We start from the raw sequence: 24,188 nt of genomic DNA on the forward strand, positions 1-24,188 counted from the left end.
GGCTTGATTACATTCGCTGCCCCGCGATGACAGCAACAGGACTGCCATGTCGTTGAAACCCACCCGCCTCCCGCACCGCTGGCATGCCCCGGTTTGGCGCACGCTTGCGCTGCTGGCCGTGGTGTTCGGTTTCGTGCTGCTGACCGGGCTGATCGACGGCGGCGTCGGCGTGGTGCCGAAGCGCCTGCTGGACCAGGCCCGCTTCCCGTTCGCCAATGCCCTGCCCGGCCTGCTGCTGGCGGGCGTGCTGTTGCTGCTCACCCGCCGGCTGCTGCTGTCGTTCGGCCTGGTGCTGCTGTTCGAAGGCGTGGTCTACGGGGTCAACACGCTGAAGGTGGCGAACCTGGGCACGCCGCTGCTGCCGGCCGATTTCCAGATGGTGGGCCAGTTGCGCAAGGGCGGCATGCACCTGCTGTCCGGCTACCTGCCGCACAGCCCGTGGCCGTACCTGGGCTTGCTGGCCGGGCTGGCGCTGGTGGTCGCGATGTGGCGCTACGAGCCGCCGCTGCTGCCGCAACGCACGGGCGGCAAGCGCCTTGTCACCGGCAGTGTGCTGGCGGCAGCGCTGCTGAGCCTGCTGCTGGGCGTCACCACCTGGGAGCGGCTCTACAACGGACGCGTGCTGTGGCTGGAGCCGTGGTCGGCGATGTCCACCGCCAATCACTCGGGGTTGATCAGCGGGCTGATCATGTTCGACCTGCATTACGGCCACGGCAAGAAGAAGCCCGACCTCGCCCTGGCCAGGCAACTGATCGCCGATTACGACCACCCGCTGCGCCAGCGCCTGCTGCTGCCCTCGGCGGGCAGCGCGGAGCTGCCCGACATCGTGGTGGTGCAGAGCGAATCGTTCTTCGACCCGACCATCATGAAGGGCTACGAGCACAGCCACTTCACCCCCAACCTGCGCCGGCTGGCGCGTCGGGGGACCAGCGGCCAGCTGCATGTGCCGACCTTCGGTGGCGGCACCATCCGCACCGAGTTCGAGATGCTGACCGGTCTGTCATTGCGCTATTTCGACAACCTGCAGTTTCCCTACCTGCAGCTGAGCCACGCCACCGTGCCCAGCCTGGTTCGCGTGCTGAACCAGCATGGCTACGACACCATCGCGCTGCACGGCAACGACCCTGCGTTCTGGAACCGCAGCGCGGCATTCAAGGCGCTGGGCTTCGACAGCTTCGTGTCGCAGGCATCGTTCCCCGCCGATGCGCCGATGGATGGCAAGTACATGGCCGACAGCGCCATGACCGACGAGATCCTGCGCCAGCTGAAGGACAGCGGGCCGCCGCAGTTCATCTTCGCCATCAGCATCGAGGCGCATGGGCCCTACGACATCGAGCCGGCCCACACCGCCGAGCGCGACGCCATCGCCGTGCCGGAAGGCATCGAAGGGCGCGACAAGCTGGAGCTGCAAACCTACCTCTATCACATCGGCCACGCCGACGCTGAGCTGGGCCGGCTGGTGAAAGAGCTGGCCACGCGCCGCCGCCCGAGTCTGGTGTTGTTCTACGGCGACCACCTGCCGGCGCTCAGCAACAGTTACCAGATCGCCGGCTTCGTCGACGGCAAGGACATGCTGAGCCAGGCCGGCACCTGGCTGCTGGTCGAGCCGAAGCATCCGATCAAGCCCGTGCACCTGGACACCGCCTCCTGGCTGCTGCCCGGCGTGCTGCTGGAACAGGTGGGCATCCACGACGACGCGTACTTCGCACTGACCCAATTGGTAGGCCCGGAACTGGCGGCGCTCACCGAGGCGCCCGGCGCACCACCGCCGACGGAGGGCACCGAGCAGCGCAAGCTGGACCAGGCCATGTCCAGCATCGACCAGCTGCGCATGAACGGCACGCTCGACAGCCTGCTGCCGAAAGTCCTCGCGCCGATCGGCGGCGTTGCCCACGATGTCGCACCGGCGCCGCCGCAGGCCGCCGCCGTCGGGTTGTGAGGGTCCGGCCCGCGGTGGGCCGACTTGCCGCACCGCGCCGCTGGCTGGCGACGCGGCGGGCGGCTGAACGCGGCTGGAATTACGCCCACGACGTGCTTGCGCGAGGCTGCAAAACCGGGGATGGCGTTGTATCATCGCGCCTTTCTTTATCTTTCTATCCGTACAAAGGGATATAGCCGCGATGTCCAACTACCTGTTCACCTCCGAATCGGTCTCCGAAGGCCATCCGGACAAGGTCGCCGACCAGATCTCCGATGCCGTGCTCGACGCCATCATCGCGCAGGACCCGCGCGCCCGCGTCGCCTGCGAAACCATGGTCAAGACCGGCGTGGCGATCGTCGCCGGCGAAGTCACCACCAACGCCTGGATCGACCTGGAGGCGCTGACCCGCAAGGTGATCCTGGACATCGGCTACGACTCGTCCGACGTCGGTTTCGACGGCGCCACCTGCGGCGTGCTGAACCTGATCGGCAAGCAGTCGCCCGACATCAACCAGGGCGTGGACCGCAAGAACCCGGAAGACCAGGGCGCCGGCGACCAGGGCCTGATGTTCGGCTACGCCACCAACGAAACCAAGACCTTCATGCCCGCCGCCATCCACTTCTCGCACCGCCTGGTCGAGCAGCAGGCCAAGGTGCGCAAGAAGAAGAACTCGCCGCTGCCGTGGCTGCGCCCGGACGCCAAGAGCCAGGTCACGCTGCGCTACGAGAACGGCGTGGCGGTGGCGATCGACGCGGTGGTGCTGTCCACCCAGCACGATCCGGGCGTCAAGCAGAAAGACCTGATCGAAGGCGTGCGCGAGCTGATCCTGAAGCCCGTGCTGCCGGAGAAGTGGCTGCACAAGGGCACCAAGTTCCACATCAACCCGACCGGCAAGTTCGTCATTGGCGGGCCGGTGGGTGACTGCGGCCTCACCGGCCGCAAGATCATCGTGGACACCTACGGCGGCTGGGCCCGTCATGGTGGTGGCGCGTTCTCGGGCAAGGACCCGTCCAAGGTCGATCGTTCGGCCGCCTACGCCGCGCGCTACGTGGCCAAGAACATCGTGGCCGCCGGCATCGCCGACCGCTGCGAAGTGCAGGTGAGCTACGCGATCGGCGTGGCGCATCCCACCTCGATCTCGGTCACCACCTTCGGCACCGGCAAGATCAGCGACGAGCAGATCGAAAAGCTGATCCGCAAGCACTTCGACCTGCGCCCGTTCGGCATCCTGAAGATGCTCGACCTGATCCACCCGATGTACCAGCAGACCGCCAGCTACGGCCACTTCGGCCGCACGCCGCAGGAGCTGAACGACGCCAATGGCAACAAGTTCACCTCGTTCTCGTGGGAAAAGACCGACCGCGCCGAGGCGCTGCGCAAGGACGCGAAGCTGAAGTAAGCGCCCCGCAGATTTGCCGCTTCGACAAAAGGCCCCGCACATGCGGGGCCTTTCGCGTTTCACGACGGCGGAAGCTGCCCATCGCCTCCCCCCGCTCGCACGGAATGGCCGGGGAGGGGTCAGCTTTTGATCTTTCCGCCAGCCGCCGCCCTTCAAACCTCAAGGCGTCAGCGTGCGAATGGCCTGTTCGCGCACGCCACGCATGCTGGCGTTGAGGTCGGCCGGGTTCAAGGCGATGACGGGGTCCAGGTAACGGCGACGGATATCGTTGGCGGCGCGGCCGTCACGCAACTCGTCGAGGGCGTCATGCAGCCGCGTGGCACTTTCGATCGTGTGCGCATCAAGCAGGCCAAGAAGCTTTTCGCGACCGTTCAGCGCCTGCTGATAGGCCACGCGCGCCGCCTTCCAGTTGCCGGCGTCGCTGTTGATGTCGCCGATCAGGGTCAGCGTGCTGAAGACAATCGGATGCTTTTCACCCAGCACGCGGCGTTGCCCCGCCAGTGTGAGCTCGGCCTCGGCCAACGCCTCCCGGTACTGTCCGGCGGCACTCAGGAGGCTGGCGAGACTTCCGTGAGCCATCAGCGTATGGGGATGATCCGGTCCCAAGACGCGTTCGTGCGACGCCAGAATCCCGCGTTCCTGCTTGATGGCCTGCGCGAAATACGCCTGCGCGACGGCGGGGTCGTCTGAAAAATGGCCCTGCTTGGACAGCAGTCGCACCATCACGGTACGCGACGACATCGTGTCTGGATGGTCCGGGCCAAGCAATCGTTCGCGCGTGGCCAACACCCGGTCAAGCAGCACATGCGCCTGCTTGAACGCGACCGGGTCCTGCGCCAGGTAGACCTCGTCGGTGGCCACCATGTTCTGCGCGCGCAACGTCTCGGGGTGATCCGCGCCCAGCTTGCGTTCGCGGATGTTCGCCACTTCGCGTGCCAGCGCCAGTGACTTCTCGTACTCGTGGCGGTAGTGCAGCAGCTTGGCCAGCACCACCATGGCCTTGAGTGTTTCGGGGTGCTCCGCGCCCAGCTTGCCGCGGTCCAGCGCCACCAGCGCCTCGGCCTGCTTGCGCGCTTCGTCGCGCATGCCCAGGCCGATCAGGGTGGTCACCAGGTCCTGCCGCAGTTCCATCACGCCGGTGTCGGTGGCCGGCAACAGCGGCTGCAGTTGCTCATACAGCTTCTGCTGCAGCACCAGCGCCTGCTGCAGGTGGCCTTGCGCCGCCAGCACCCTACCGCGCCCGGCTTCAGCGGCAACGCGCAACGACGCGGCCACCGGCAGCGAGGACGATTCCCTGCCCGATTGCCCGAACAGTTCCGCCGCGGCATCCAGGTCACCCTTGCGATACAGGGCCTGCGCCAGGTCGATCTGCGTCGAAAGCCGCGCTTGGTCTTCGGCGGGGGCGCCTTGATCGCGGGTCGACAGCACCTTGCGCAACTCGGTGACGGCATGCGGGTAACTGCCAATGTTCACCAGCACGCGGGCCAGGGATTGACGCATGTCGGCGGCGAGGGTCGGTGCATCGGCAAACGCCGCGTCCAGGCTGTCCAGCGCGTGCGTCACCACGTAGGTATCGAGCACGTTGCGGGCGGTGTCGGTGGCCGAGATGCCGGCGAAGGCGCGCTGCAATTCCTCGACCGCGCCCTTGTCCGGCACCGGCCCGTCCTTGCCGGTCGAGAGCATGGCGGTCAACTGCCGCTCCTGATCACGCTTGATCGCATGACCCATCGCGTCGATATCCACGCTGTCGAACATCGACTGCTGGAAGTGCACGATGCGCTCCAGTTGCTGCTGCCGGTGTTCGGCCAGCTGTTGCTGGGTGCGCGCCTGGCCTAGCGCGTACAGCGATGAACCCAGGCCGGACAGCACCGCGATCAGCAGCACCGACGCGGCCGCCAGCGGCCAGCGGTTGCGCTGCACGAAGCGGCGTACGCGATACAGCCGCACGCCGCGCCGCGCGTGCACCGGGTGGCGCGCCAGGAAACGCCGCAGGTCCGCCACCAGTTCGCCGACGGTGGCGTAGCGTTCGGCCGCGTGCCGACGCAGCGATTTCAGCACGATCGCATCGATATCGGCAGGCACCGAAAACCCGGGGGTTTTCTCGCCGCCGATCTCTCTTGCCGCCGCCTTCGCGACGCGGCTTGGCGCCACCACGACGCCGCCGATGATGGCGTTGGTCAACAGGTGCGGCGTCACCAGATGCTGGAACGGCCGCCGCCCGGACACCAGCTGGTAAAGCACCACGCCCAGCGAATAGACGTCCGCGGCGGTGGTCAGCGGCTGGCGTTCGATCTGTTCCGGGCTGGCATAGGCCAGGGTCAGCGCCTGGGCGCCGGTGGCGGTGGCGGCAACGTCAACGTGTTCGTCGATGATTCGCGCAATGCCGAAATCCAGCAGCTTCGGCTCGCCATATTCCGTTACCAGGATATTCGCCGGCTTGATGTCGCGATGGATGATGAGGTTGCGATGGGCGTACTCCACCGCCGCGCACACCTTAAGGAACAGCAACACGCGCTCGCGCAGGTCGGCCCCATGGTGTTCGCACCAGGCATCGATGCGCTCGCCCTCGACGTACTCCATCGCCAGGAACGGTTTGCCGTCGGTCAGCACGCCGCCATCGAGCAGATGCGCAATGCCCGGATGCTCCAGCCGCGCCAGCACCTGCCGCTCGCGGGTGAAGCGCTCCAGCAGCACCGGCGAGCCTTCCGCCGACGCCTGCAGGAATTTCAGCGCCACCTGCTGCACGAAATCACCGTCGGTGCGCTCGGCCAGGTAGACCGTGCCCATGCCGCCTTCACCCAGGCGGCGCAGCAAGCGGTAATGCCGGGGCGCCGAGGCCTGCGCATCGTGGCCGCTGAGGTCGGCCGTCTGCATCTGGTCGCCGGGCATCGGCGCGGTGTGGCTGCTCTCGATCGCGCCGATCATCCAGCGCACTTCGCGGCCGAGCTCCTCGTCGCCGGCCACCGCCGACGCGATCATTTCCTCGCGCGCATCCATGCCAAGCTCGATCGCCGCCATGGCGATAAGCTTCGCCTCGCGATAGCGATCCGTCAGTTGCCTGGTCATCCCCCACCCCCGTGTTGGCCAATCAGTATAGACGCCTGAAGCCGGGGCCGTATGGCCCGCCTTTTCGACCCGTGTCCGCGGCCGCTCCCGGGGGCGCCGGCCCGATGCGCCCTTCAGGGAATACCGCCAATTTCTTTCACCATCGCGAACCGTCGCGCGACGGCGTTCAGAGCCGTAACCGCTACAATGGGCGGATGTCTCTTATCCAATTGCAACGCGTCGACTTCAGCATCGGCGGCCCCCTCCTGCTTGAACATGTCGATCTGTCGATCGAGGCGAACGAGCGTGTCTGCATCGTCGGCCGCAACGGCGAAGGCAAATCCACCCTGATGAAACTGATCGCCGGCGAGCTGCAGGCCGACGACGGCGAGGTGCGCATCCAGAACGGCATCGTGGTGGCCCGGATGGCGCAGGAGGTGCCGCACGGCACCGAGGGCAGCGTGTTCGACGTGGTCGCCGAGGGCCTGGGCGACCTGGGCCGGCTGCTGGCGCGCTACCACCACCTGCTCGACACCGGCGACTTCGACGCGCTGGGCGATGTGCAGCACCAGATCGAGGCGCAGCACGGCTGGGACCTGGACCGCCGCGTCAGCGACGTGATCACCCAGCTGGAACTGCCGGGCGAAACCGATTTCGCCGCGCTGTCCGGCGGCATGAAGCGCCGCGTGCTGCTGGCCCAGGCGCTGGTGCGCAAGCCCGACGTGCTGCTGCTGGACGAGCCGACCAACCATCTGGATATCGAAGCCATCGGCTGGCTGGAAACCTTCCTCAAGCAGTTCGCCGGCAGCATCATCTTCGTCACCCATGACCGCAGCTTCCTGCGCGCGCTGGCCACCCGCATCGTCGAGATCGACCGCGGCGCGCTGACCGACTGGCCTGGCGACTACGACAACTACCTGCGCCGCCGCGAGGAACGCCTGCACGCCGAAGCACAGGCGAACGCGCTGTTCGACAAGAAGCTGGCGCAGGAGGAAGTGTGGATTCGCCAGGGCATCAAGGCCCGGCGCACCCGCAACGAAGGCCGCGTGCGCGCGCTGAAAGCATTGCGCAACGAGCGCGCCGAACGGCGCAACCTCAGCGGCAACGTGAAGATGACGGCGGCCAACGCGCAGTCGTCCGGCAAGAAGGTGATCGACCTCAAGCACGTGCACCAGGCCTACGACGGCCGAGTGCTGATCGACGACCTCAGCACCACCATCCTGCGTGGCGACCGCATCGGCATCATCGGCCCCAACGGCGCCGGCAAGAGCACGCTGCTGAAGATCATGCTGGGCGAGCTCATTCCGCAGCGGGGAACGGCGGAACTGGGCACCTCCATCGAGATCGCCTATTTCGACCAGCACCGCCTGCAGCTCAACGACAAGCTCAACGCGCTGGACAACGTGGCCGAAGGCCGCGAATACATCGAGCTCAACGGCCAGCGCAAGCACATCATCGGCTACCTGCAGGATTTCCTGTTCTCGCCCGAGCGCGCCCGCGCGCCGATCACCCGCCTCTCCGGCGGCGAGCGCAACCGCCTGCTGCTGGCCAAGCTGTTCGCACAGCCGTCCAACCTGCTGGTGATGGATGAACCGACCAACGACCTCGACGTGGAAACACTCGAACTGCTCGAAGAATTGCTGACCGACTACCAGGGCACCCTTCTGCTGGTCTCGCATGACCGCGCCTTCCTCGACAACGTGGTCTCCAGCACCCTGGTGCTGGAGGGCGATGGGCAAATCGGCGAATACGTGGGCGGCTACAGCGACTGGCTGCGGCAGAAGCCCGGCCCGCGCACGGCCGGCCACGCCCCAAAGCCGGCCGCCGCAACTCCCGCGCCAGCCGCACCGGTTGCAGCGAAGCGCAAGCGCAGCTTCAAGGAGCAGCATGAGCTGGATCAGCTGCCCAAGCGCATCGAGCAATTGGAACGCGACATCGCCACGCGCAGCGCCGCGATGAACGAGCCGGCGTTTTTCCAGCAGGACAGTGCGGCGATCGTCAAGGCGAATGAGGAGCTGGTGGCGGTACAGGCTGAGCTTGATGCGGCGTATGCGCGGTGGGCGGAGCTGGATGGCTGATTCGCGGGGACGGCGCAAAAGCGGCCCTCATCCGCCCTGTCGGGCACCTTCCCCCGCGAGCGGGGGAAGGGAGCTTGCTGATTCGAGGAGTCCGGTCGCTTCCTTTCCCCGTGCAACGGGGGAAGGTGCCCGACAGGGCGGATGGGGGCTGCTCTTGGCCGTATCATCCACTGACCCCATCCACGGACACACCCCATGTACACGCTCTACTACGCCCCCGGCTCGGCCAACCTGCTGGTGCACCTGGCGCTGCTGGAAATCGGCGCGCCGCACGAGCTCAAGCGCATTGATCTCGACAAGGGCGAGCAGCGCAGTGCGGCGTATCTGGCGATCAACCCGAATGGCGTGGTGCCGACGCTGGTGATCGACGGCGTGCCGCACAGCGAAGCGGCGGCGCTGGCGATGCTGCTGACCGAACGCCATCCCGAAGCCGCGCTGGCCCCGGCGGCTGGCAGCGCCGGGCGCGCGGATTACCTGCAATGGATGCTGTACCTCGCCAACAATCTGCAGCCGCTGTTCCGCCAGTGGTTCTATCCCGGCGACCACCTGCCCGAAGGCGCCGACACGATCGGGCAGGCTGCGCGCGCCGGCATCGAAAAGTGCTGGACGAAGATCGATGCCCACCTCGCCGCACACGGCCCGTACATGCTCGGCGACACCTTCGGCTTGGTCGACCTGTATGCGCTGATGCTGATGCGTTGGTCGCGCAACATGCCGAAGCCGGCGACGGAATGGCCGCAACTGGCCGCCCTGGCCACGCGTCTCAAGGCACGCCCGTCATGGAAGCAGGTCTGCGATGCCGAGGGCCTAGTCGAATGGGCCTGATCGGGTGGGATTGAACCGGTGAACGACGACCCCGGCGCCACCGCCTGGGCTGTCTACCTGCTGGAATGCGCCGACGGCCGCGTCTACACCGGCATCGCCCGCGACCCCGAACAACGCTACGCAAAGCACCTCGCCGGCAAGGGCGCGCGTTTTACCCGCTCCAACCCGCCGAAGCAGATGCTGGGTTGGGTCTGGGTCGCCAGCCACGGCGAGGCGTTGCGGCTGGAGATCGCCTGGAAGCGCCTGCCGCGGGCGCAGCGCATCGCGGCGCTGCACGAAAGCATGTCGCGGTAAACGGCGGCGCACGTGCTAGCATCGCCGGCGAAGGGGAGTAGCTCCCAGTCGCTGTCGCCGTCATTACGGGCTTTGCCCCGGTGCAGCAGCAAGCCGGCAAACGGTTTGCGAGCAAGACCTTCGCCGATCCACGGCGAAGGTGCGTCCATCACAGATGCCCCGCGGCCGTGGCCCATGAGCTTGCCGGAGCAGCTGTACGCCCATGAAACTTCCTTCCCCGTAGCACCGCGCCGCATTTGCCGGCGGCGGTCGAACCGCTGTCAACGTCTTCACCGCCGCCATTCGCTGCCGGCGGCATGCTTCACCTCAATGGCGAAAACCTTCGCCGCCTTCATCCACCCGAGAGATTCCCATGGAAGCACTGGCCAATCCCGAAATCTGGATCGCCCTCGCCACGCTGACCGCCCTGGAGCTGGTCCTTGGCATCGACAACATCATTTTCATCTCGATCCTGGCCGGCAAATTGCCGATCGAGCAGCGCGACAAAGCCCGCCGCCTCGGCATCATGCTGGCGGCGATCACGCGGCTTGGACTGCTGCTGGCGATCGCCTGGATCGTGGGGCTGACCGCACCGCTGTTCTCGCTGTTCGACCACGCCTTCTCGTGGCGCGACCTGATCCTGATCGGCGGCGGCCTGTTCCTGATCGCCAAGGCCACCCACGAAATCCACCAGAAACTGGAAGGCGCCACCGAGCAGGTGACGGCGGGTACGGCGGCCGCGACGTTCGGCGGGGTGATCGTGCAGATCATGCTGCTGGACGTGGTGTTCTCGCTGGACTCCATCATCACCGCCGTGGGCATGGTCGATCAGCGCTGGGTGATGGTCACCGCCATCCTGGCCTCGATCGGTTTCATGCTGGCGTTCGCGCGGCCGCTGGGCGAGTTCGTGGAGCGCCACCCCACCGTCAAGGTGCTGGCGCTGAGCTTCCTGATCATGATCGGCCTGGTGCTGATGGCCGACGGCTTCGGCCAGCACATTCCCAAGGGCTACATCTATGCCGCGATGGCCTTCTCGGTATTCGTGGAGCTGATCAACCTGTGGATCCGCCGACGCGCCGCCAACCAGACCGCGCCGGTGGCGCTGCACGAGAAATACCGCGGCGAGCCGGGCTGACCCGGTGCAGCGGCGGCGCGCCGCATGTGCGCGCCGCCGTCCCGGCAATCAGCCCGTGTTCTGCAAACCCTGCGACACGCCGTTGACGCAGGCGACCAGCGCCTGCAGCAAGGCATCGTCGGTGCCGTTGCCCGCACGCCAGCGGCGCAGCAGGTCGACCTGCAGCAGGCTCATCGGATCGATGTACGGGTTGCGCAGGCGGATCGAGACGGCCAGCCGCGGCGAGTCGTTCAACAGCGTGCCGGTGCTCTTCAGGCGCAACAGCCAACGCCGGGTCCGTTCGAATTCGTCGCGGATCAGGCCGAAGAAGTCGTCGTGCAGCGGCCCGGACAAGGTGGAAAACGCCTCGGCAATGCCGAGGTCGCATTTGGCCAGCACCATTTCGACGTCGTCGAGCATGTTGCTGAAAAACGGCCAGTGCCGCGCCATTTCCGCCAGGGTGTCCTCGCCGAACTGCTCGACGCCCTGCTCCAGCGCGCTGCCCAGGCCGTACCAGCCGGGCAGGATCGAGCGGCACTGGGTCCAGGCGAACACCCACGGGATGGCGCGCAGATCCTGCACGCCGCGCATGCTTCGGCGGCTGGCCGGGCGCGAGCCCAGGGTCATCTTCTCGATCACGTCGACCGGCGTGGCGGTGCGGAAATATTCCACGAAATGCTCGCGGTCGACGAATTCGCGATAGGTCTTGCGGCTGGCGGCCGACAGAGCGGTCATCACCTCCGACCAGCGCACTTCACGGGGATCGGTCTGGCGTGGGCGCAGCGAGGCGCGCAGCACCGCGCCCACGGTCTGCTCCAGCCCGCGCAGCGCCAGCGCGCGGATGCCGTACTTGCGGTGGATCACCTCGCCCTGCTCGGTGACGCGCAGCACGCCGGCCACCGCGCCGCGCGGCGAGGACATCAGCGCCGGCGTGATACGTGCGCCACCGCGGCTGGCCGAACCACCGCGGCCGTGGAAGAACGCCAGCTGGATGTCGGCTTCGCGCGCCACTTCCAGCAACTCGCCCTGTGCCCGTTGCAGCGCCCATTTCGAGGCCAGCGTGCCGGCGTCCTTGCCGCTGTCGGAGTAACCCAGCATCACCCACTGCTGATCGCCGCGCGCCGCCAGGTGCTGGCGATACACAGGGTCATCCAGCAGCGCCCGCAGCGAGGCCGGTGCGTTCTGCAGGTCATCCACCGTCTCGAACAGCGGCGCGATGTCCAGCGGCACGTCGTGCGGCTTCTCGGGCGAGACAAGTCCGCCGCGCCGCGCCAGCGCCAGCACGGCCAGCACGTCGGCGGCCGAGCGCGCCATGCTGATGATGTACAGCCCGGTGGCATCGAGGCCGTAGCGCTGGCGGCTCTCGCGCAGGGTGATGAAAACCGATTGCAGGTTTTTCGCCGAATCGTCGTCGCAGTCACCGAACGCCTGTGCGCCGCTGGCATACGGGCGCAGCCGATCGGCACGCTCCAGCTTCGGCCGGCTGGCCCAGTCAGGGTCGTTCAGCAGGGCGCCGAGCGCGTCGTCGTGCACCCGCGAATCCTGGCGCAGATCCAGCCGGGCCAGGTGGAAGCCGAAGCTGCGCACGCGGCAGATCAACCGCTCCACCGCATAGGCGCCAGCGTGCAGGCCCAGGTTGTCGAACAGGCTGTCGGCGATCAGTTGCAGGTCATCGGTCAGTTCGGCCGCGGACGTATAGCCGTCTTTCTGGTCGTCGCGCGTGGCTTCCAGTCGCGCGCCGATCAGCACCAGGAAACAGCGGTACGGCATGTCCAGGTGGCGCGGCCGGATCTTTGCCGCCGCGGCCGGAAAGCGCTCGCGGTAATCAGCGAGCCGGGTACGCAGGCCGCGCGCAACGCCCACCCGGCCTTCGGTCTGGCTGAGCTGATGGGCCAACGCGTTGATGTCTTCGAGATAGCGCTCCAGCACCTGGGCGCGCTGCGAGGCCAGGCTGGAGGCGATGGTGTCGGAGCCCACGTTGGGGTTGCCGTCCATGTCACCGCCCACCCAGCTGGCGAAGCTCAGCAGCCGCGGCAGCTTCACCGCCACGCCATAGACGTCCTGCAGCGAGCGGGCCAGCGACTCGTACAGCGCCGGCACGATGCGGTAGAGCGGGTTGGCCAGGTAATAACCGACGTGCTCGTATTCGTCCTGCACGCTGGGCCGCACCGGCGAGGCCTCGGCGGTTTGCCAGCCGGCGGAGAGCGCCATGTAGATGCGGTCGTCGTCCTCGATGCGCTCTTGCGGCGTGCGGTTGTGATTGAAGTTGTCCACCAGCGAACGCACGATCGCCTGCTCTTTTTCCAGCAGCGAACGGCGCACCGCCTCGGTGGGATGGGCGGTGAACACCGGCTCGATCCACAGCCGCTCCATCCAGCCCAGCAACTCCTCGGCCTGCACGCCATCGGCCTTCAACTGGCCCAGCACGTCGAGCAGGGATTCCGGCTGCGGGGTGCCGCCCTCGCGCTGGTAATCGCGCCGGCGGCGGATGCGATGGACGCGCTCGGCGGTGTTCACCGCCTGGAAGTAGGTGGCGAAGGCACGGGCCAGCGTCTCGGCATCGGCCGCGTCCAGACCCGCCAGCGAGTCGGCCAGCTCGTCCACCGACGCGCCTTCGCGCCGGCGACGGATCGCCGCGGTGCGCACCTGTTCGACGCGCTCGAAAAAGGCCGGGCCTTCCTGCTCGGCCAACATCAAACCCACCATCGCACCCAAGCGGCTGACGTCCTCGCGCAGGGGGCCGTCATGCGGCAAAAACTCGAGTTCGCGGTTGTCTTGCATTGGGTACGCTCCAGCCGAATCAGTGGGCCAGTTTAGCGAATTGTGCAGCGCAGCGGAAAATTTTCGTTTTGGACGTCTTTACCGCCCTTTCATCGCGTGCTCGTCACGCGTCGGGTAGTCCACGATCACGATTGCTTCGCCTCACGCTTGCCTCCCTGACGGCGCCGGGCACATGATGTTCACGCCCGGCGCGTTATCCGTTGTACCGGGATCGAACCATGTCATCCGCCGATCTGCGGCACCTGCCGCCGCATGGGCGGCCGTGCTCATCTGCTCGCCGTATTCTTCTTGCAGCAGCCAGGGGACCCACCATGAATATGCCCATCGACGCCGCCGCGCACACCGTGTCGGAACCACTGCTGGGCGATGACGGCCCGGTCTCTCCGTGGTGGGTGCGCACCCTGGTGATCGTGATGGTCGGGGGCTTTGCGCTGCTGGTCATGATCACCACGCTGGCCTATCGCCATGCGCCGCCGATCCCCGGCAAGGTGGTCGACGCGCAGGGCACCACGCTGTTCACCGGTGCGGACGTCAGCGACGGCCAGGCGGTGATGCTGCGCTACGGCTTGATGGACAACGGCAGCATCTGGGGTCATGGCGCGTATCTGGGGCCGGACTACTCGGCGCTGGCGCTGCACATGATCGGCGTCGACGTTTCCGAGGCGCTGGCGCTTCAGCGTTTCGGCAAGCCCGCCGACCAGCTCGACGCGGGCTCGCGGGCCGCGTTGCAGGCCGAGACGGCGGTGATCCTGAAGACCAACCGCTACGACGCCGGCACCGACACCTTGCAGCTGACCGCGGCGGAAGCGGATGCGTACCGCAAGCAGATTCCCCACTGGGCCGACTATTTCAAGCTGTCCACCGGGAATGGCGGCCTGAAACCGAACCTGATCACCGACCCGACCGAGATCCGCCAGTTCAGCGCGTTCGTGACCTGGGCAGCGTGGGCATCGGTGGCCAACCGGCCGGGCAAGAACTTCTCCTACACCAACAATTTTCCGTACGACCCCAGCGTGGGCAACGTGCCCACCGGCGGCGCGGTGCTGTGGAGCGCGCTGAGCCTGGTGATCCTGCTGGCGGGCATCGCCACGGTGCTGCTCATTTTCGGGCGCTTCGAGAACCTGGGCTGGATCAGCCATGGCCACCACGTGCACCCGCAGGTCCTGCCCGGTGCCGCCAGCCCGGGCCAGCGGGCGCTGGTGAAGTTCTACGTGGTGGTGGCCGCCTTGTTCCTGATGCAGACGCTGGTGGGCGGCGCCATCGCCCACTCGCGCGCGGAGCCGGGCGATTTCTACGGCTTCCCGCTGGACAACATCTTCCCCAGCAACCTGCTGCGCACCTGGCATCTGCAGACCGCGATCCTGTGGATCGCCACCGCCTACGTGGCGGCCGCGCTGTTCCTGGGGCGCACCCTGCGACGCGATGAACCGCGCTCGTTCGCCATGTGGGTGCACCTGCTGTTCGGCGCGTTCGCGGTAGTGATCGTGGGCAGCCTGCTGGGCGAATGGGCGGGCATATCGCAGTTGCTTGGCGACTGGTGGTACTGGCTGGGCAACCAGGGCTGGGAGTACCTGGAACTGGGGCGGCTCTGGCAGGTGCTGCTGGTGATCGGCCTGTTCGCATGGTTCGCGATGCTGTGGACGCTGGTGCGCCCGCGCGTGGTGACGGCGCAGGCGCGGCCGCTGGCGGTGATGTTCCTGATTGCCGCGCTGGCAGTGCCGGTGTTCTACGTGCCGGCGCTGTTCATCGGCTCGCACGACAACTTCACCGTGGTCGACACCTGGCGCTTCTGGATCATCCACCTGTGGCTGGAAGGCTTCTTCGAGCTGTTCGCCACCACGGTGGTGGCGCTGACCTTCTACCAGCTGGGCCTGGCCCGCCGGAACACCGCGCTGCGGGTGATCTACCTGGACGCCATCCTGTATTTCCTGGGTGGCCTGGTCGGCACCGGGCACCACTGGTACTTCAGCGGGCAGACGCATATCAACATGGCGCTGGCCGGCCTGTTCTCGGTGCTGGAAGTGGTGCCGCTGACCTTGCTGACGCTGGACGCCTGGGCGTTCGTACGCACCACCCGTGGCGAATGCGACGAATGCGGCAAGGCCATCAACATCCCGCACAAGTGGACGTTCTACTTCCTGATGGCGGTGGGCTTCTGGAATTTCGTGGGCGCCGGCGTGTTCGGCTTCCTGATCAACCTGCCGATCGTCAGCTACTACGAAACCGGCACCATCCTCACGCCCAACCATGGCCATGCCGCGTTGATGGGCGTGTTCGGCATGCTGGCGATCGCGCTGATGGTGTTCGTGCTGCGCCAGACCATCGACGACAAGCGCTGGCCGGCGGTGGAGAAGTACATCAAGGTGGCCTTCTTCGGCACCAACGGCGGCCTGGTGCTGATGCTGCTGCTGAGCCTGTTCCCCGGCGGCGTCTGGCAGATGTGGGACGTGATCGAGAACGGCTACTGGCATGCCCGTGCACCGGCGTTCACCGGCGGCACGGTGGCCAAGACGCTGGAATGGATGCGCATGCCCGGGGACATGGTGTTCATCCTGTTCGGCTCGGTGCCGCTGTTCATCGCCGCGGTGAAAGGCTGGCTGCTCATGCGGGCCGACGGGGGCAATGCGCTGGATAGCGCCAAGTAGGCACGCCCACCCCGACGGATTCATGCCGGCGGGGCTTCCGGTTACAATGGGGACTTCGCTTGCCCGCCGAGGGGCGCTGCGACCGTTTGTGAGCGCGAATGCGGATGCCTCCGCGTCTCACGGAAAACGGCCAGGCTCGGCGCGGCACGTTCCACAACGGCGCCCGGTTGTTTCATGCGAGCCCTTCGACAGACCGCCCCTCCGTGGCCGGTCCCACAAGAGCCTCGCCCTGACCGGAGATACCGATGAACGCCGCACTCAAAGAAAACACCCAGGACTACAAGATCCGCGACCTGTCGCTGGCCGACTGGGGCCGCAAGGAGCTGGACATCGCCGAGCACGAGATGCCGGGCCTGATGTCGATCCGCAAGAAGCACGCCACCGCGCAGCCGCTGAAGGGCGTGCGCGTGACCGGCTCGCTGCACATGACGATCCAGACCGCCGTGCTGATCGAGACGCTGAAGGACATCGGCGCCGACGTCCGCTGGGCCTCGTGCAACATCTTCAGCACGCAGGACCACGCGGCCGCCGCGATTGCCGCCACCGGCACGCCGGTGTTCGCCTGGAAGGGCGAGACCCTGGAAGAGTATTGGGACTGCACGCTGGAAGCGCTCTCCTTCCCCGACGGCAAGGGCGGTTTCCTTGGGCCCCAACTGGTGGTCGACGACGGCGGCGACGTGACGCTGCTGATCCACAAGGGTTACGAGCTGGAGAACGGCTCCAAGTGGGTCGATGAAAAGGCTTCCTCGCACGAGGAGCAGGTCATCAAGAACCTGCTCAAGCGCGTGCACAGCGAGCGCCCGGGTTACTGGCACACCGTGGTCAAGGACTGGAAGGGCGTCTCCGAGGAGACCACCACCGGCGTGCACCGCCTGTACCAGCTGGCCGAGGCCAAGTCGCTGCTGATCCCCGCGATCAACGTCAACGACTCGGTGACCAAGAGCAAGTTCGACAACCTGTACGGCTGCCGCGAGTCGCTGGCCGATGGCCTGAAGCGCGCGATGGACGTGATGCTGGCCGGCAAGGTGGCCGTGGTCTGCGGCTACGGCGACGTGGGCAAGGGCTGCGCGCACAGCTTGCGTGCGTATGGCTCGCGCGTGGTGGTGACCGAGATCGACCCGATCAACGCACTGCAGGCGGCGATGGAAGGTTTCGAGGTCAACACCGTCGAATCGACCCTGGGCCGTGGCGACATCTACGTCACCACCACCGGCAACAAGGACGTGCTGACGATCGATCACCTGAAGGCCATGAAGGACCAGGCCATCGTCTGCAACATCGGCCACTTCGACAACGAGATCCAGGTCGACGCGCTGAACGCGCTGGCCGGCGTGGAGAAGATCAACATCAAGCCGCAGGTCGACAAGTACGTGTTCGCCGACGGCCACGCGCTGTTCCTGCTGGCCGAAGGCCGCCTGGTCAACCTGGGCTGCGCCACCGGCCACCCGAGCTTCGTGATGTCCAACTCGTTCGCCAACCAGACCCTGGCGCAGATCGACCTGTGGGAACACAAGGACAGCTACGAGAACAAGGTCTACATCCTGCCCAAGAAGCTGGACGAGGAAGTCGCCCGCCTGCATCTGGAAAAGATCGGCGTGAAGCTGACCACGCTCAGCAACGAGCAGGCCAAATACCTTGGCGTACCGGTGGAAGGCCCGTACAAGCCGGATCATTACCGGTACTGAGGACGGGATTCGGGATTCGGGATTCGGAAAAGCAGGACGGGGCGCAGCAATGCGCTCCGTTTTTTTGTGCCAGCGGCGGCCCTTCGACTTCGGCCCTGCGGGCCTACGCTCAGGGTGAACGGTGAGGGGAGAAGGTCGACGCGCAAAAGTCCGTTCACCCTGAGCGTAGCGCAGCGAAGTCGAAGGGCACCGCCAAGCGCACGTTTCGCTTCAAACGAATCCCAAATCCCCAATCCCGATTCCCGCCCCACCATCCATCGCTTCATCGCGAAACAAAGATATACTTGCCCGCACCACGACAGGGAGCCCCATGATGCCGGCCGTCAGTTTCGAGTTTTTTCCGCCCAAGACCGATGAGCAGCGGGCGCAATTGGACCGCACCGTCGCGGCGCTGAAGGCGTACCAGCCCGACTACGTGTCGGTGACTTTCGGCGCCGGCGGCTCCACCCTGAGCTACACCGCCGAAACCGCGCGGCACCTGCATGAACAGCACGGCCTGCCCGCCGCGCCGCACCTGTCGTGCGTGGGCGGCAACCGGGCCGAGCTGGCCGCCTTGCTGGACGACTACCGCGCCGCCGGCTATCGCCGCATCGTGGCGCTGCGCGGCGACCTGCCCTCGGGCATGGCCACGCCGGGCGACTTCCGTTACGCCGCCGAGCTGGTGCGTTTCATCCGCGAGCACAGCGGCGACCATTTCCATATCGAAGTGGCGGCCTATCCGGAAACCCACCCGCAGGCCGACAACGCTTTGCGCGACCTGCAGCATTTCAAGGCCAAGGTTGATGCCGGCGCCGATGGCGCGATCACCCAGTATTTCTTCAACGCCGATGCCTACTTCCGTTTCGTCGACGACGTGCAGCGGTTGGGCGTGAACGTGCCGATCGTGCCGGGCATCATGCCGATCACCAACTACAGCCAGCTGCAGCGGTTTTCCGACATGTGCGGCGCGGAAATCCCGCGCTGGATCACCCAGCGCATGCGCGCCCACGGCGACGACGCCGACGCCGTGCGCAAACTGGGCACCGAAGTGGTGACGACGCTGTGCCGGCGCCTGCTCGACGGCGGTGCGCCGGGGTTGCACTTCTATACGCTGAACCGGGCCAAGGCCACCGAGGCGGTGCTGAAGCAACTGGCGTGATCGCAACGCTATGCTGGCGGCATGCGCTTGCCATGCCGCCTGTTGTTGTTCGCCCTGTCCCTGATCGCGCTGCCGGCCGGGGCGCAGACGGCCATCCACCACTGCATCGGCAGCAGCGGAAATCCCGTATTCACCGACCAGCCCTGCGCCAGCATGCAGGCCTCGCCGGTGCGCGCATCACCCAGCCCGGAAGGCGCACCGTCATCCGCACCCATGATGTTGTGCGCCGCCACCCGCGACGACTTGCGCCAGGGCGTGATCGAGGCGTTCGCGCAACAGGACGCCAACCGGCTGGCCGGGCTGATGCTGTGGAACGGCTACGGCAAGGGCGCCGCCATTGCCGATATCGAGATGCTGGCCGGCCTGGTACGGCAACCGCTGCTGGGCATCGATTTCCCCGGTGCCCCGACGCCGGCGCGCAGTGCAGCGACGCCCTACCCCACCGCGGTATCGACCACGCCTTCCACGCCGATGCTGGTGCTGGACGTCGCCGACCGCACGGGTACCGGCGCGCGCCAATGGCATTTCGACCTGGTGCATCGCGCCGGCTGCCTGTGGCTGCGCAACGCGGATTGATGCCGGCCGGGCCATTACGCCGGCCTTGAGCAGGCGGCGTTATGATGGTTGTTCCCCACGGAGAAACGACCATGGCGCAGCAGCAATACCCCGACTGGATCTGGCAGAACGGCAGCATCAAGCGCTGGCAGGACGCAACCGCCCACGTGATGTCGCACGCGCTGCATTACGGCTCCTCGGTTTTCGAGGGCATCCGCAGTTACGCGACGCCCGACGGCGCGGCGATCTTCCGGCTCACCGACCATCTGAACCGGCTGTACCAGTCGGCCCGCGTCTATGACATGACGATCCCGTACAGCGCCGACGAACTGGCGGCGGCCTGCCGCGATGTCATCAGCAAGAACGGCCTCGACGCCGCCTACCTGCGCCCCGTGGCCTACCGCGGGCTGGGTGGTTTCGGCCTGTCCGCCGAAACACCGATCGACGTGGCCGTGGCCGCCTGGCCGATGGGCCCATACCTGGGCGCCGAAGCTCTCGAGAACGGCATCGACGCCTGCGTGTCCAGTTGGCAGCGCTTCGCGCCCAACACCATCCCGGCCGGCGCCAAGGCCGGCGGCAATTATCTTTCCGGGCAGTTGATCGCGCGCGAGGCGCGCCGGCTCGGTTTCGGCGAAGGCATCGCGCTGGCGTCCACCGGTTTGCTCAGCGAAGGCGCGGGCGAGAACCTGTTCCTGGTGTTCGACGGCGTGCTGCACACGCCGCCGGCCAGCGCCTCGCTGCTGGCCGGCATCACCCGCCACACGCTGGTGACGCTGGCCCGCGAGGACGGCATCGAAGTGATCGAACGCGACCTGCCGCGCGAATACCTCTATCTCGCCGACGAGATCCTGATGTGCGGCACCGCCGCCGAGATCACCCCGATCCGCTCCGTCGACGGCAAACAGATCGGTGCCGGCAAGGCTGGCCGCATCACCCTGCGGCTGCAGGAATTGTTCTTCGGCCTGTTCGACGGCCGCACCCACGACAAGTGGGGCTGGCTGGAGCAGGTGTGAACCAGCCTGTAGGAGCGCACCCTGTGCGCGATGGCTCTTGCCTGAGGCAAAAGCATCGCGCACAGGGTGCGCTCCTACAGATCCACCATCAGCTGAACTTGATGCAGGCCACCGCGCCGTTGCCGTCGTCGCGCGGGCGCATCGAAACATCCCAGCCGTAGAGTTCGCACAGCCGGCGCACGATTGCCAGGCCCAGGCCGGCGCCGCTGCCGCCGGCACCTTCCCCGCGCACGCCGCGCTGGAACAGGCGCTCGGCGTCTTCGGGCTTGATGCCAGGGCCGGTGTCGATCACCTCGATGCGGCCATCACCCACTTCGACCCGCACGGTGCCTTCCAGGGTGTACTTGATGGCGTTGCCGATCAGGTTGGTCAGCGCCACCGACAGCACGGACGCTGGCGCGTTGACGCTGACTGCCTCGTCCTGCACCACCAGCTCGATCATCAGCGGTTTGCCGCGCACCTGCGGGCGCTGGCTTTCGATGACATCGGCCGCCACCTTGCCCACCTCGGTGGTTTCACCGCGGGTGGGGCCGCGCCGCTCGGCACGTGACAGCAGCAGCAGCGCCTCGATCAGCTCGGTAGCCTGGCGCGAGGCGCGCTCGATCCGCTTCAACCGCTCGCTGAGCTTTTCGGTGAGGTCGGGCGAACCCTGTAGCAATTCAGTGGTGCTGGCGATCACCGCCAGCGGCGTGCGCAACTCGTGGCTGACGTCGGAGTTGAACTCGCGGTCGCGCTCCACCATCGCGGTGAGCCGCGCCGAATATTCATCCAGCGCATGCGCCAGCTCACCCACCTCGTCGTCGGCAAAATACGGCGCCAGCGGCTCGGCCTTGCCCACCTTGCGGAAGTCGCGCAAACGATTGGCCAGCTCGGTCACCGGCTTGAGCACCTTGCGCGAAAGCCAGAGCCCCAGCACCAGCGACAGCAGCCCAAACAGGAACACCGCGCCGATCACGCTGATCAGCAGTTGCTGCTTGCCCAGGTCGTCGCGACTGACGTCGTAGCGGATGAATCCGATCAGGCCATATTTACGGCGCACCGCCAGCTTGTAGTGATGGGTGGTGCCGTCCTCGGCTGTTTCATAGATGTCGTGGACGCCGCTGTCCAGCGCCTGCCACGCCAGCGGCATGTTGTAGAGCGTGCGCTCGCTGCGCATCCACGCCTCGATCAACTCAGAGCCGGCTGGCTTGCTGGGATCCTTGTGAACCTGCTCCACCGCCTGGTCCACGTCCTGCTGCAGCGAGGCGGTGACCAACTGGTCTTCCACCTTGACGCGGATGTTCAGCGCAGCCACGGCGAACAGCACGCTGAGGCCGAAGCCGAACAGCGCGAAGGAGACGATCAATCGAAAGCGAAGCTTACGCCTGGATCGCATCCGGCTCGACCATGCGATAGCCAATGCCGTGACGGGTGTGGATCAGCGGCTTCTCGAACGGCTTGTCGATCGCCGCGCGCAGGCCGTGGATATGCACGCGCAGGCTGTCGCTGTCCGGCAACTCCTCGCCCCACACTTTCTGCTCCAGATCCTGCCGCGTGACCACCGAGGGGCTGGCCTCCATCAGCGCCTGCAAAAGCTTCAGGCCGATCGGGTTCAGCTGGATCGACTTGCCCTCGCGGTTCACCGTCAGCGTGTCGAGGTTGAAGGTGAGGTCGGCCACTTTCAGCACGCGGCTTTGCGGACCCTTGCCGCGGCGGGCCAGCACTTCCAGCCGCGCCGACAGTTCCTGCAGCGCGAACGGCTTGGTCATGTAGTCATCGGCGCCGGATTCGAAACCGGTCAGCTTCTGCTCCAGCGCATCGCGCGCGGTGAGCATGAGGATCGGCGTCTGCTTGTGCGCCTCATGGCGCAGCTTGCGCGCCACGTCCAGCCCGTCCATGCCGGGCAGGGTGAGGTCCAGCACGATCACGTCGAAGTCGTGCACCACCGCCAGATGCAGCCCGGTGACGCCGTCGCCGGCGAAATCCACCACGTGGCCGCGGTCTTCCAGGTAATCGCCGATATTGGTGGCGATATCCGTGTTGTCTTCAATCACCAGAACGCGCATGCGTCACTCCGCTACGCAGCCGGCGACAGGGGCCGGACTGAGGGTTGCAAGCTTAACAAAGCTTGGATGAAGGGCGCTTGCACTCCCGGCTGAAGTCAAGGCTCCAGGCAAGAAAAAGGCCCAAGTGAAACGACTCGCCGTCGCCGCACCTGGGCCCAAGCTACTGCCCCGATACCGTCGTCTGTCGCCACCGCCTCGCGGTTGAGGTGCCAGACAAAAACAGTGGGATCGTTATAGAGGTTCGAAAGTTACAACCCGGTTAATCCGGCGTGTTTTCGCGTCACCGCGCGGGAAATCACTTGCCCGCGTGCTGCTCCAGGTGCTGGATGATGTGGCCGGAAACATTCACGCCGGTGGCCGCTTCGATGCCCTCCAGCCCCGGCGAGGCGTTGACCTCCAGCAGCAGCGGGCCGCGATTGGAGCGCAGCAGGTCGACCCCCGCGATGCCCAGCCCCAGCGTGCAGGCGGCACGCACCGCGATGCGCTTCTCGTCGGCACTGAGCGTGGCCGCCACCGCACTGCCACCGCGGTGCAGGTTGGCGCGGAACTCGCCGGGGCTGGCCATGCGCTGCATCGCCGCCACCACCTTCTTGCCCACCACGAAACAGCGCAGGTCGCTGCCGTTCGCCTCGGCCACGAACTCCTGCACCAGGAAGTTGGCGTACAGGCCGCGGAAGGCCTCGATCACGCTTTGCGAGGCGCTGCGCTTTTCCGCCAGCACCACGCCGGTGCCCTGGCTGCCCTCGTTGAGCTTGATCACGTGCGGCGGCTCGCCCAGCATCGCCAGCACGTCGGCGGTGTCGTCGGGGTTGTCGCCGAACACCGTCACCGGCATGTCGATGCCCTGCGCCGCCAGCATCTGCAGGCAACGCAGCTTGTCGCGCGCGCGCAACACCGCGTCGGACGGATTGGGCGTATACACGCCCATCATCTCCAACTGGCGCAGCACCGCGGTGCCGTAGAACGTGCTGGAGGTACCGATGCGCGGGATCACGCAATCGATATCCCGTACCGGCTTGCCCTGGTAGCGGATCGCCACCGCCCCCGGCGCGATGCGCACGTAGCAGCGCAACGGGTCGAGCACGCGGACGACGTGACCGCGCTCGCGCGCCGCCTCCACCAGCCGCTTGGTGGAATACAGACGGGTATTGCGCGACAGGATCGCAATCTTCATTAGGGGCTCATCGCGGAAAGTCCGCGGCCGCCACCGGCCGCGGCTGGGTATAGGAACGGGCCGGATCGACCACAAAACGCCCCACCAGGGCGCTGCGGCCGAGCAGCATGGGAAACAGCATGTGGCGGCGATCCACGAGGTTGATGTCGATACTGAATTGCTGGCCGGCCAGTTGTACTGCGCTGCGGATGAACCAGCGCTCAGTGCGCCGCCCGCCGGTATCGGTCACCACGCGCCGGTCCAGCGCCGGTGCCTCGCAAAGGACTTCGTGCGGTTGCCGGCGCCCCACATGCATGCCGAAACGCAGCCACGTCGTGCCGTCGCGATCGAAGGTTTCCAGCGTATCCACGTGCAACGCGCTGCTGCGCGCGCCGGTATCGAGCTTGGCCTTGAGCAGGCCGATGCCCAGCTGCGGCAGGCAAACCCGCTCGCGCCACCCCAGCACCAAGAGATCCGCGGTGATCATGCAGGTTCGAAGACGTCGACGAAGGACCACG

17 protein-coding genes and 1 riboswitch are annotated in these 24,188 nt (G+C 66.6%); of the genes, 11 read left to right on the forward strand and 6 right to left on the reverse strand.

The genetic code is table 11. The annotated features are described in order from the left end of the window. Window positions 1-46 precede the first annotated feature (46 nt). Complete coding sequence (locus ASD68_RS13080) at window positions 47-1,939, forward strand: LTA synthase family protein (protein ID WP_056607635.1); 1,893 nt, start codon at window positions 47-49, stop codon at window positions 1,937-1,939. Between the two features lie 181 nt (window positions 1,940-2,120). Beyond that, window positions 2,121-3,320 (forward strand): methionine adenosyltransferase, encoded by a 1,200-nt coding sequence (metK, locus tag ASD68_RS13085; RefSeq protein ID WP_056607636.1) that lies wholly within the window; start codon window positions 2,121-2,123, stop codon window positions 3,318-3,320. 159 nt (window positions 3,321-3,479) lie between these two features. On the opposite strand, the gene ASD68_RS13090 is transcribed toward metK, so the two are convergent. Next, on the reverse strand, window positions 3,480-6,386 hold the full coding sequence (locus tag ASD68_RS13090) for a serine/threonine-protein kinase (protein ID WP_056607637.1): 2,907 nt from the start codon (window positions 6,384-6,386) through the stop codon (window positions 3,480-3,482). Between the two features lie 194 nt (window positions 6,387-6,580). On the opposite strand from ASD68_RS13090, the gene ASD68_RS13095 reads away from it, so the two are divergent. From ASD68_RS13095 to ASD68_RS13110, 4 genes are all read left to right on the forward strand, one after another. After that, window positions 6,581-8,443, forward strand: coding sequence for an ATP-binding cassette domain-containing protein (locus tag ASD68_RS13095; protein ID WP_056607638.1), 1,863 nt, complete (start codon window positions 6,581-6,583; stop codon window positions 8,441-8,443). 195 nt (window positions 8,444-8,638) lie between these two features. Next, a complete protein-coding gene (locus tag ASD68_RS13100; protein ID WP_056607639.1) occupies window positions 8,639-9,268 on the forward strand; it encodes a glutathione S-transferase family protein in 630 nt (209 codons plus the stop codon). A gap of 18 nt (window positions 9,269-9,286) precedes the next feature. Continuing rightward, window positions 9,287-9,562, forward strand: a complete 276-nt coding sequence (locus tag ASD68_RS13105) for a GIY-YIG nuclease family protein (protein WP_056607640.1) — start codon at window positions 9,287-9,289, stop codon at window positions 9,560-9,562. A gap of 352 nt (window positions 9,563-9,914) precedes the next feature. Continuing rightward, the gene (locus ASD68_RS13110) at window positions 9,915-10,676 is read left to right on the forward strand and encodes a TerC family protein (protein ID WP_056607642.1); all 762 of its coding nucleotides are present in this window, start codon (window positions 9,915-9,917) and stop codon (window positions 10,674-10,676) included. A 48-nt stretch (window positions 10,677-10,724) separates the two neighbouring features. Here the strand turns inward: ASD68_RS13110 and ppc are convergent, their stop codons facing one another. Next, window positions 10,725-13,436 carry a phosphoenolpyruvate carboxylase gene (gene ppc, locus ASD68_RS13115; RefSeq protein ID WP_056607644.1) on the reverse strand — a complete coding sequence of 904 codons (2,712 nt, stop codon included), beginning with the start codon at window positions 13,434-13,436 and terminating at the stop codon, window positions 10,725-10,727. A 311-nt stretch (window positions 13,437-13,747) separates the two neighbouring features. Here ppc and ASD68_RS13120 point away from each other — a divergent pair, with 311 nt between their 5' ends. The 5 genes from ASD68_RS13120 to ASD68_RS13140 all read left to right on the forward strand — a co-directional run bounded on the left by ASD68_RS13120 (window position 13,748) and on the right by ASD68_RS13140 (window position 20,472). Further along, window positions 13,748-16,081 carry a cbb3-type cytochrome c oxidase subunit I gene (locus tag ASD68_RS13120; protein WP_235578742.1) on the forward strand — a complete coding sequence of 778 codons (2,334 nt, stop codon included), beginning with the start codon at window positions 13,748-13,750 and terminating at the stop codon, window positions 16,079-16,081. A 62-nt stretch (window positions 16,082-16,143) separates the two neighbouring features. After that, window positions 16,144-16,253: riboswitch (S-adenosyl-L-homocysteine riboswitch) on the forward strand. A gap of 73 nt (window positions 16,254-16,326) precedes the next feature. Further along, window positions 16,327-17,766 (forward strand): adenosylhomocysteinase, encoded by a 1,440-nt coding sequence (ahcY, locus tag ASD68_RS13125; RefSeq protein ID WP_056085048.1) that lies wholly within the window; start codon window positions 16,327-16,329, stop codon window positions 17,764-17,766. A 313-nt stretch (window positions 17,767-18,079) separates the two neighbouring features. Beyond that, window positions 18,080-18,904 carry a methylenetetrahydrofolate reductase [NAD(P)H] gene (gene metF / locus ASD68_RS13130; protein WP_056608057.1) on the forward strand — a complete coding sequence of 275 codons (825 nt, stop codon included), beginning with the start codon at window positions 18,080-18,082 and terminating at the stop codon, window positions 18,902-18,904. Between the two features lie 21 nt (window positions 18,905-18,925). Further along, window positions 18,926-19,480, forward strand: coding sequence for a DUF4124 domain-containing protein (locus ASD68_RS13135; protein WP_056607650.1), 555 nt, complete (start codon window positions 18,926-18,928; stop codon window positions 19,478-19,480). 71 nt (window positions 19,481-19,551) lie between these two features. Then, window positions 19,552-20,472 (forward strand): branched-chain amino acid transaminase, encoded by a 921-nt coding sequence (locus ASD68_RS13140; protein ID WP_056085043.1) that lies wholly within the window; start codon window positions 19,552-19,554, stop codon window positions 20,470-20,472. Window positions 20,473-20,560: 88 nt separating this feature from the next. Here ASD68_RS13140 and ASD68_RS13145 read toward each other — a convergent pair whose 3' ends face one another. From ASD68_RS13145 to ASD68_RS13160, 4 genes are all read right to left on the reverse strand, one after another. Beyond that, entirely contained in the window at window positions 20,561-21,847 is a 1,287-nt protein-coding gene (locus tag ASD68_RS13145) for a HAMP domain-containing sensor histidine kinase (RefSeq protein WP_056607651.1), read from the reverse strand. Beyond that, a complete protein-coding gene (locus ASD68_RS13150; protein WP_007081123.1) occupies window positions 21,831-22,517 on the reverse strand; it encodes a response regulator transcription factor in 687 nt (228 codons plus the stop codon). Before ASD68_RS13150 ends, ASD68_RS13145 begins: the two co-directional genes overlap by 17 nt. Before the next feature lie 295 nt (window positions 22,518-22,812). Next, window positions 22,813-23,691: a 30S ribosomal protein S6--L-glutamate ligase gene (gene rimK, locus ASD68_RS13155; protein WP_056607654.1), complete on the reverse strand. Its 879-nt coding sequence runs from the start codon at window positions 23,689-23,691 to the stop codon at window positions 22,813-22,815. Between the two features lie 7 nt (window positions 23,692-23,698). Continuing rightward, the gene (locus tag ASD68_RS13160; RefSeq protein WP_056085033.1) at window positions 23,699-24,157 is read right to left on the reverse strand and encodes a RimK/LysX family protein; all 459 of its coding nucleotides are present in this window, start codon (window positions 24,155-24,157) and stop codon (window positions 23,699-23,701) included. Window positions 24,158-24,188: the final 31 nt, after the last annotated feature.

This window comes from Rhodanobacter sp. Root627 (assembly GCF_001427835.1).
GTDB lineage: Bacteria > Pseudomonadota > Gammaproteobacteria > Xanthomonadales > Rhodanobacteraceae > Rhodanobacter > Rhodanobacter ginsenosidimutans.

What these genes read in the sequence shown, in the direction of transcription:
- ASD68_RS13090 (WP_056607637.1), bottom strand. Translation starts at nt 6,386, where the DNA reads ATGACCAGGCAACTGACGGATCGCTATCGCGAGGCGAAGCTTATCGCC.
- ASD68_RS13140 (WP_056085043.1), top strand. Translation starts at nt 19,552, where the DNA reads ATGGCGCAGCAGCAATACCCCGACTGGATCTGGCAGAACGGCAGCATC.
- metF (WP_056608057.1), top strand. Translation starts at nt 18,080, where the DNA reads ATGCCGGCCGTCAGTTTCGAGTTTTTTCCGCCCAAGACCGATGAGCAG.
- ASD68_RS13160 (WP_056085033.1), bottom strand. Translation starts at nt 24,157, where the DNA reads ATGATCACCGCGGATCTCTTGGTGCTGGGGTGGCGCGAGCGGGTTTGC.
- ASD68_RS13150 (WP_007081123.1), bottom strand. Translation starts at nt 22,517, where the DNA reads ATGCGCGTTCTGGTGATTGAAGACAACACGGATATCGCCACCAATATC.
- ahcY (WP_056085048.1), top strand. Translation starts at nt 16,327, where the DNA reads ATGAACGCCGCACTCAAAGAAAACACCCAGGACTACAAGATCCGCGAC.
- ASD68_RS13095 (WP_056607638.1), top strand. Translation starts at nt 6,581, where the DNA reads ATGTCTCTTATCCAATTGCAACGCGTCGACTTCAGCATCGGCGGCCCC.
- ASD68_RS13145 (WP_056607651.1), bottom strand. Translation starts at nt 21,847, where the DNA reads ATGCGATCCAGGCGTAAGCTTCGCTTTCGATTGATCGTCTCCTTCGCG.
- ASD68_RS13135 (WP_056607650.1), top strand. Translation starts at nt 18,926, where the DNA reads ATGCGCTTGCCATGCCGCCTGTTGTTGTTCGCCCTGTCCCTGATCGCG.
- ASD68_RS13080 (WP_056607635.1), top strand. Translation starts at nt 47, where the DNA reads ATGTCGTTGAAACCCACCCGCCTCCCGCACCGCTGGCATGCCCCGGTT.
- ppc (WP_056607644.1), bottom strand. Translation starts at nt 13,436, where the DNA reads ATGCAAGACAACCGCGAACTCGAGTTTTTGCCGCATGACGGCCCCCTG.
- rimK (WP_056607654.1), bottom strand. Translation starts at nt 23,691, where the DNA reads ATGAAGATTGCGATCCTGTCGCGCAATACCCGTCTGTATTCCACCAAG.
- ASD68_RS13110 (WP_056607642.1), top strand. Translation starts at nt 9,915, where the DNA reads ATGGAAGCACTGGCCAATCCCGAAATCTGGATCGCCCTCGCCACGCTG.
- metK (WP_056607636.1), top strand. Translation starts at nt 2,121, where the DNA reads ATGTCCAACTACCTGTTCACCTCCGAATCGGTCTCCGAAGGCCATCCG.
- ASD68_RS13120 (WP_235578742.1), top strand. Translation starts at nt 13,748, where the DNA reads ATGAATATGCCCATCGACGCCGCCGCGCACACCGTGTCGGAACCACTG.
- ASD68_RS13100 (WP_056607639.1), top strand. Translation starts at nt 8,639, where the DNA reads ATGTACACGCTCTACTACGCCCCCGGCTCGGCCAACCTGCTGGTGCAC.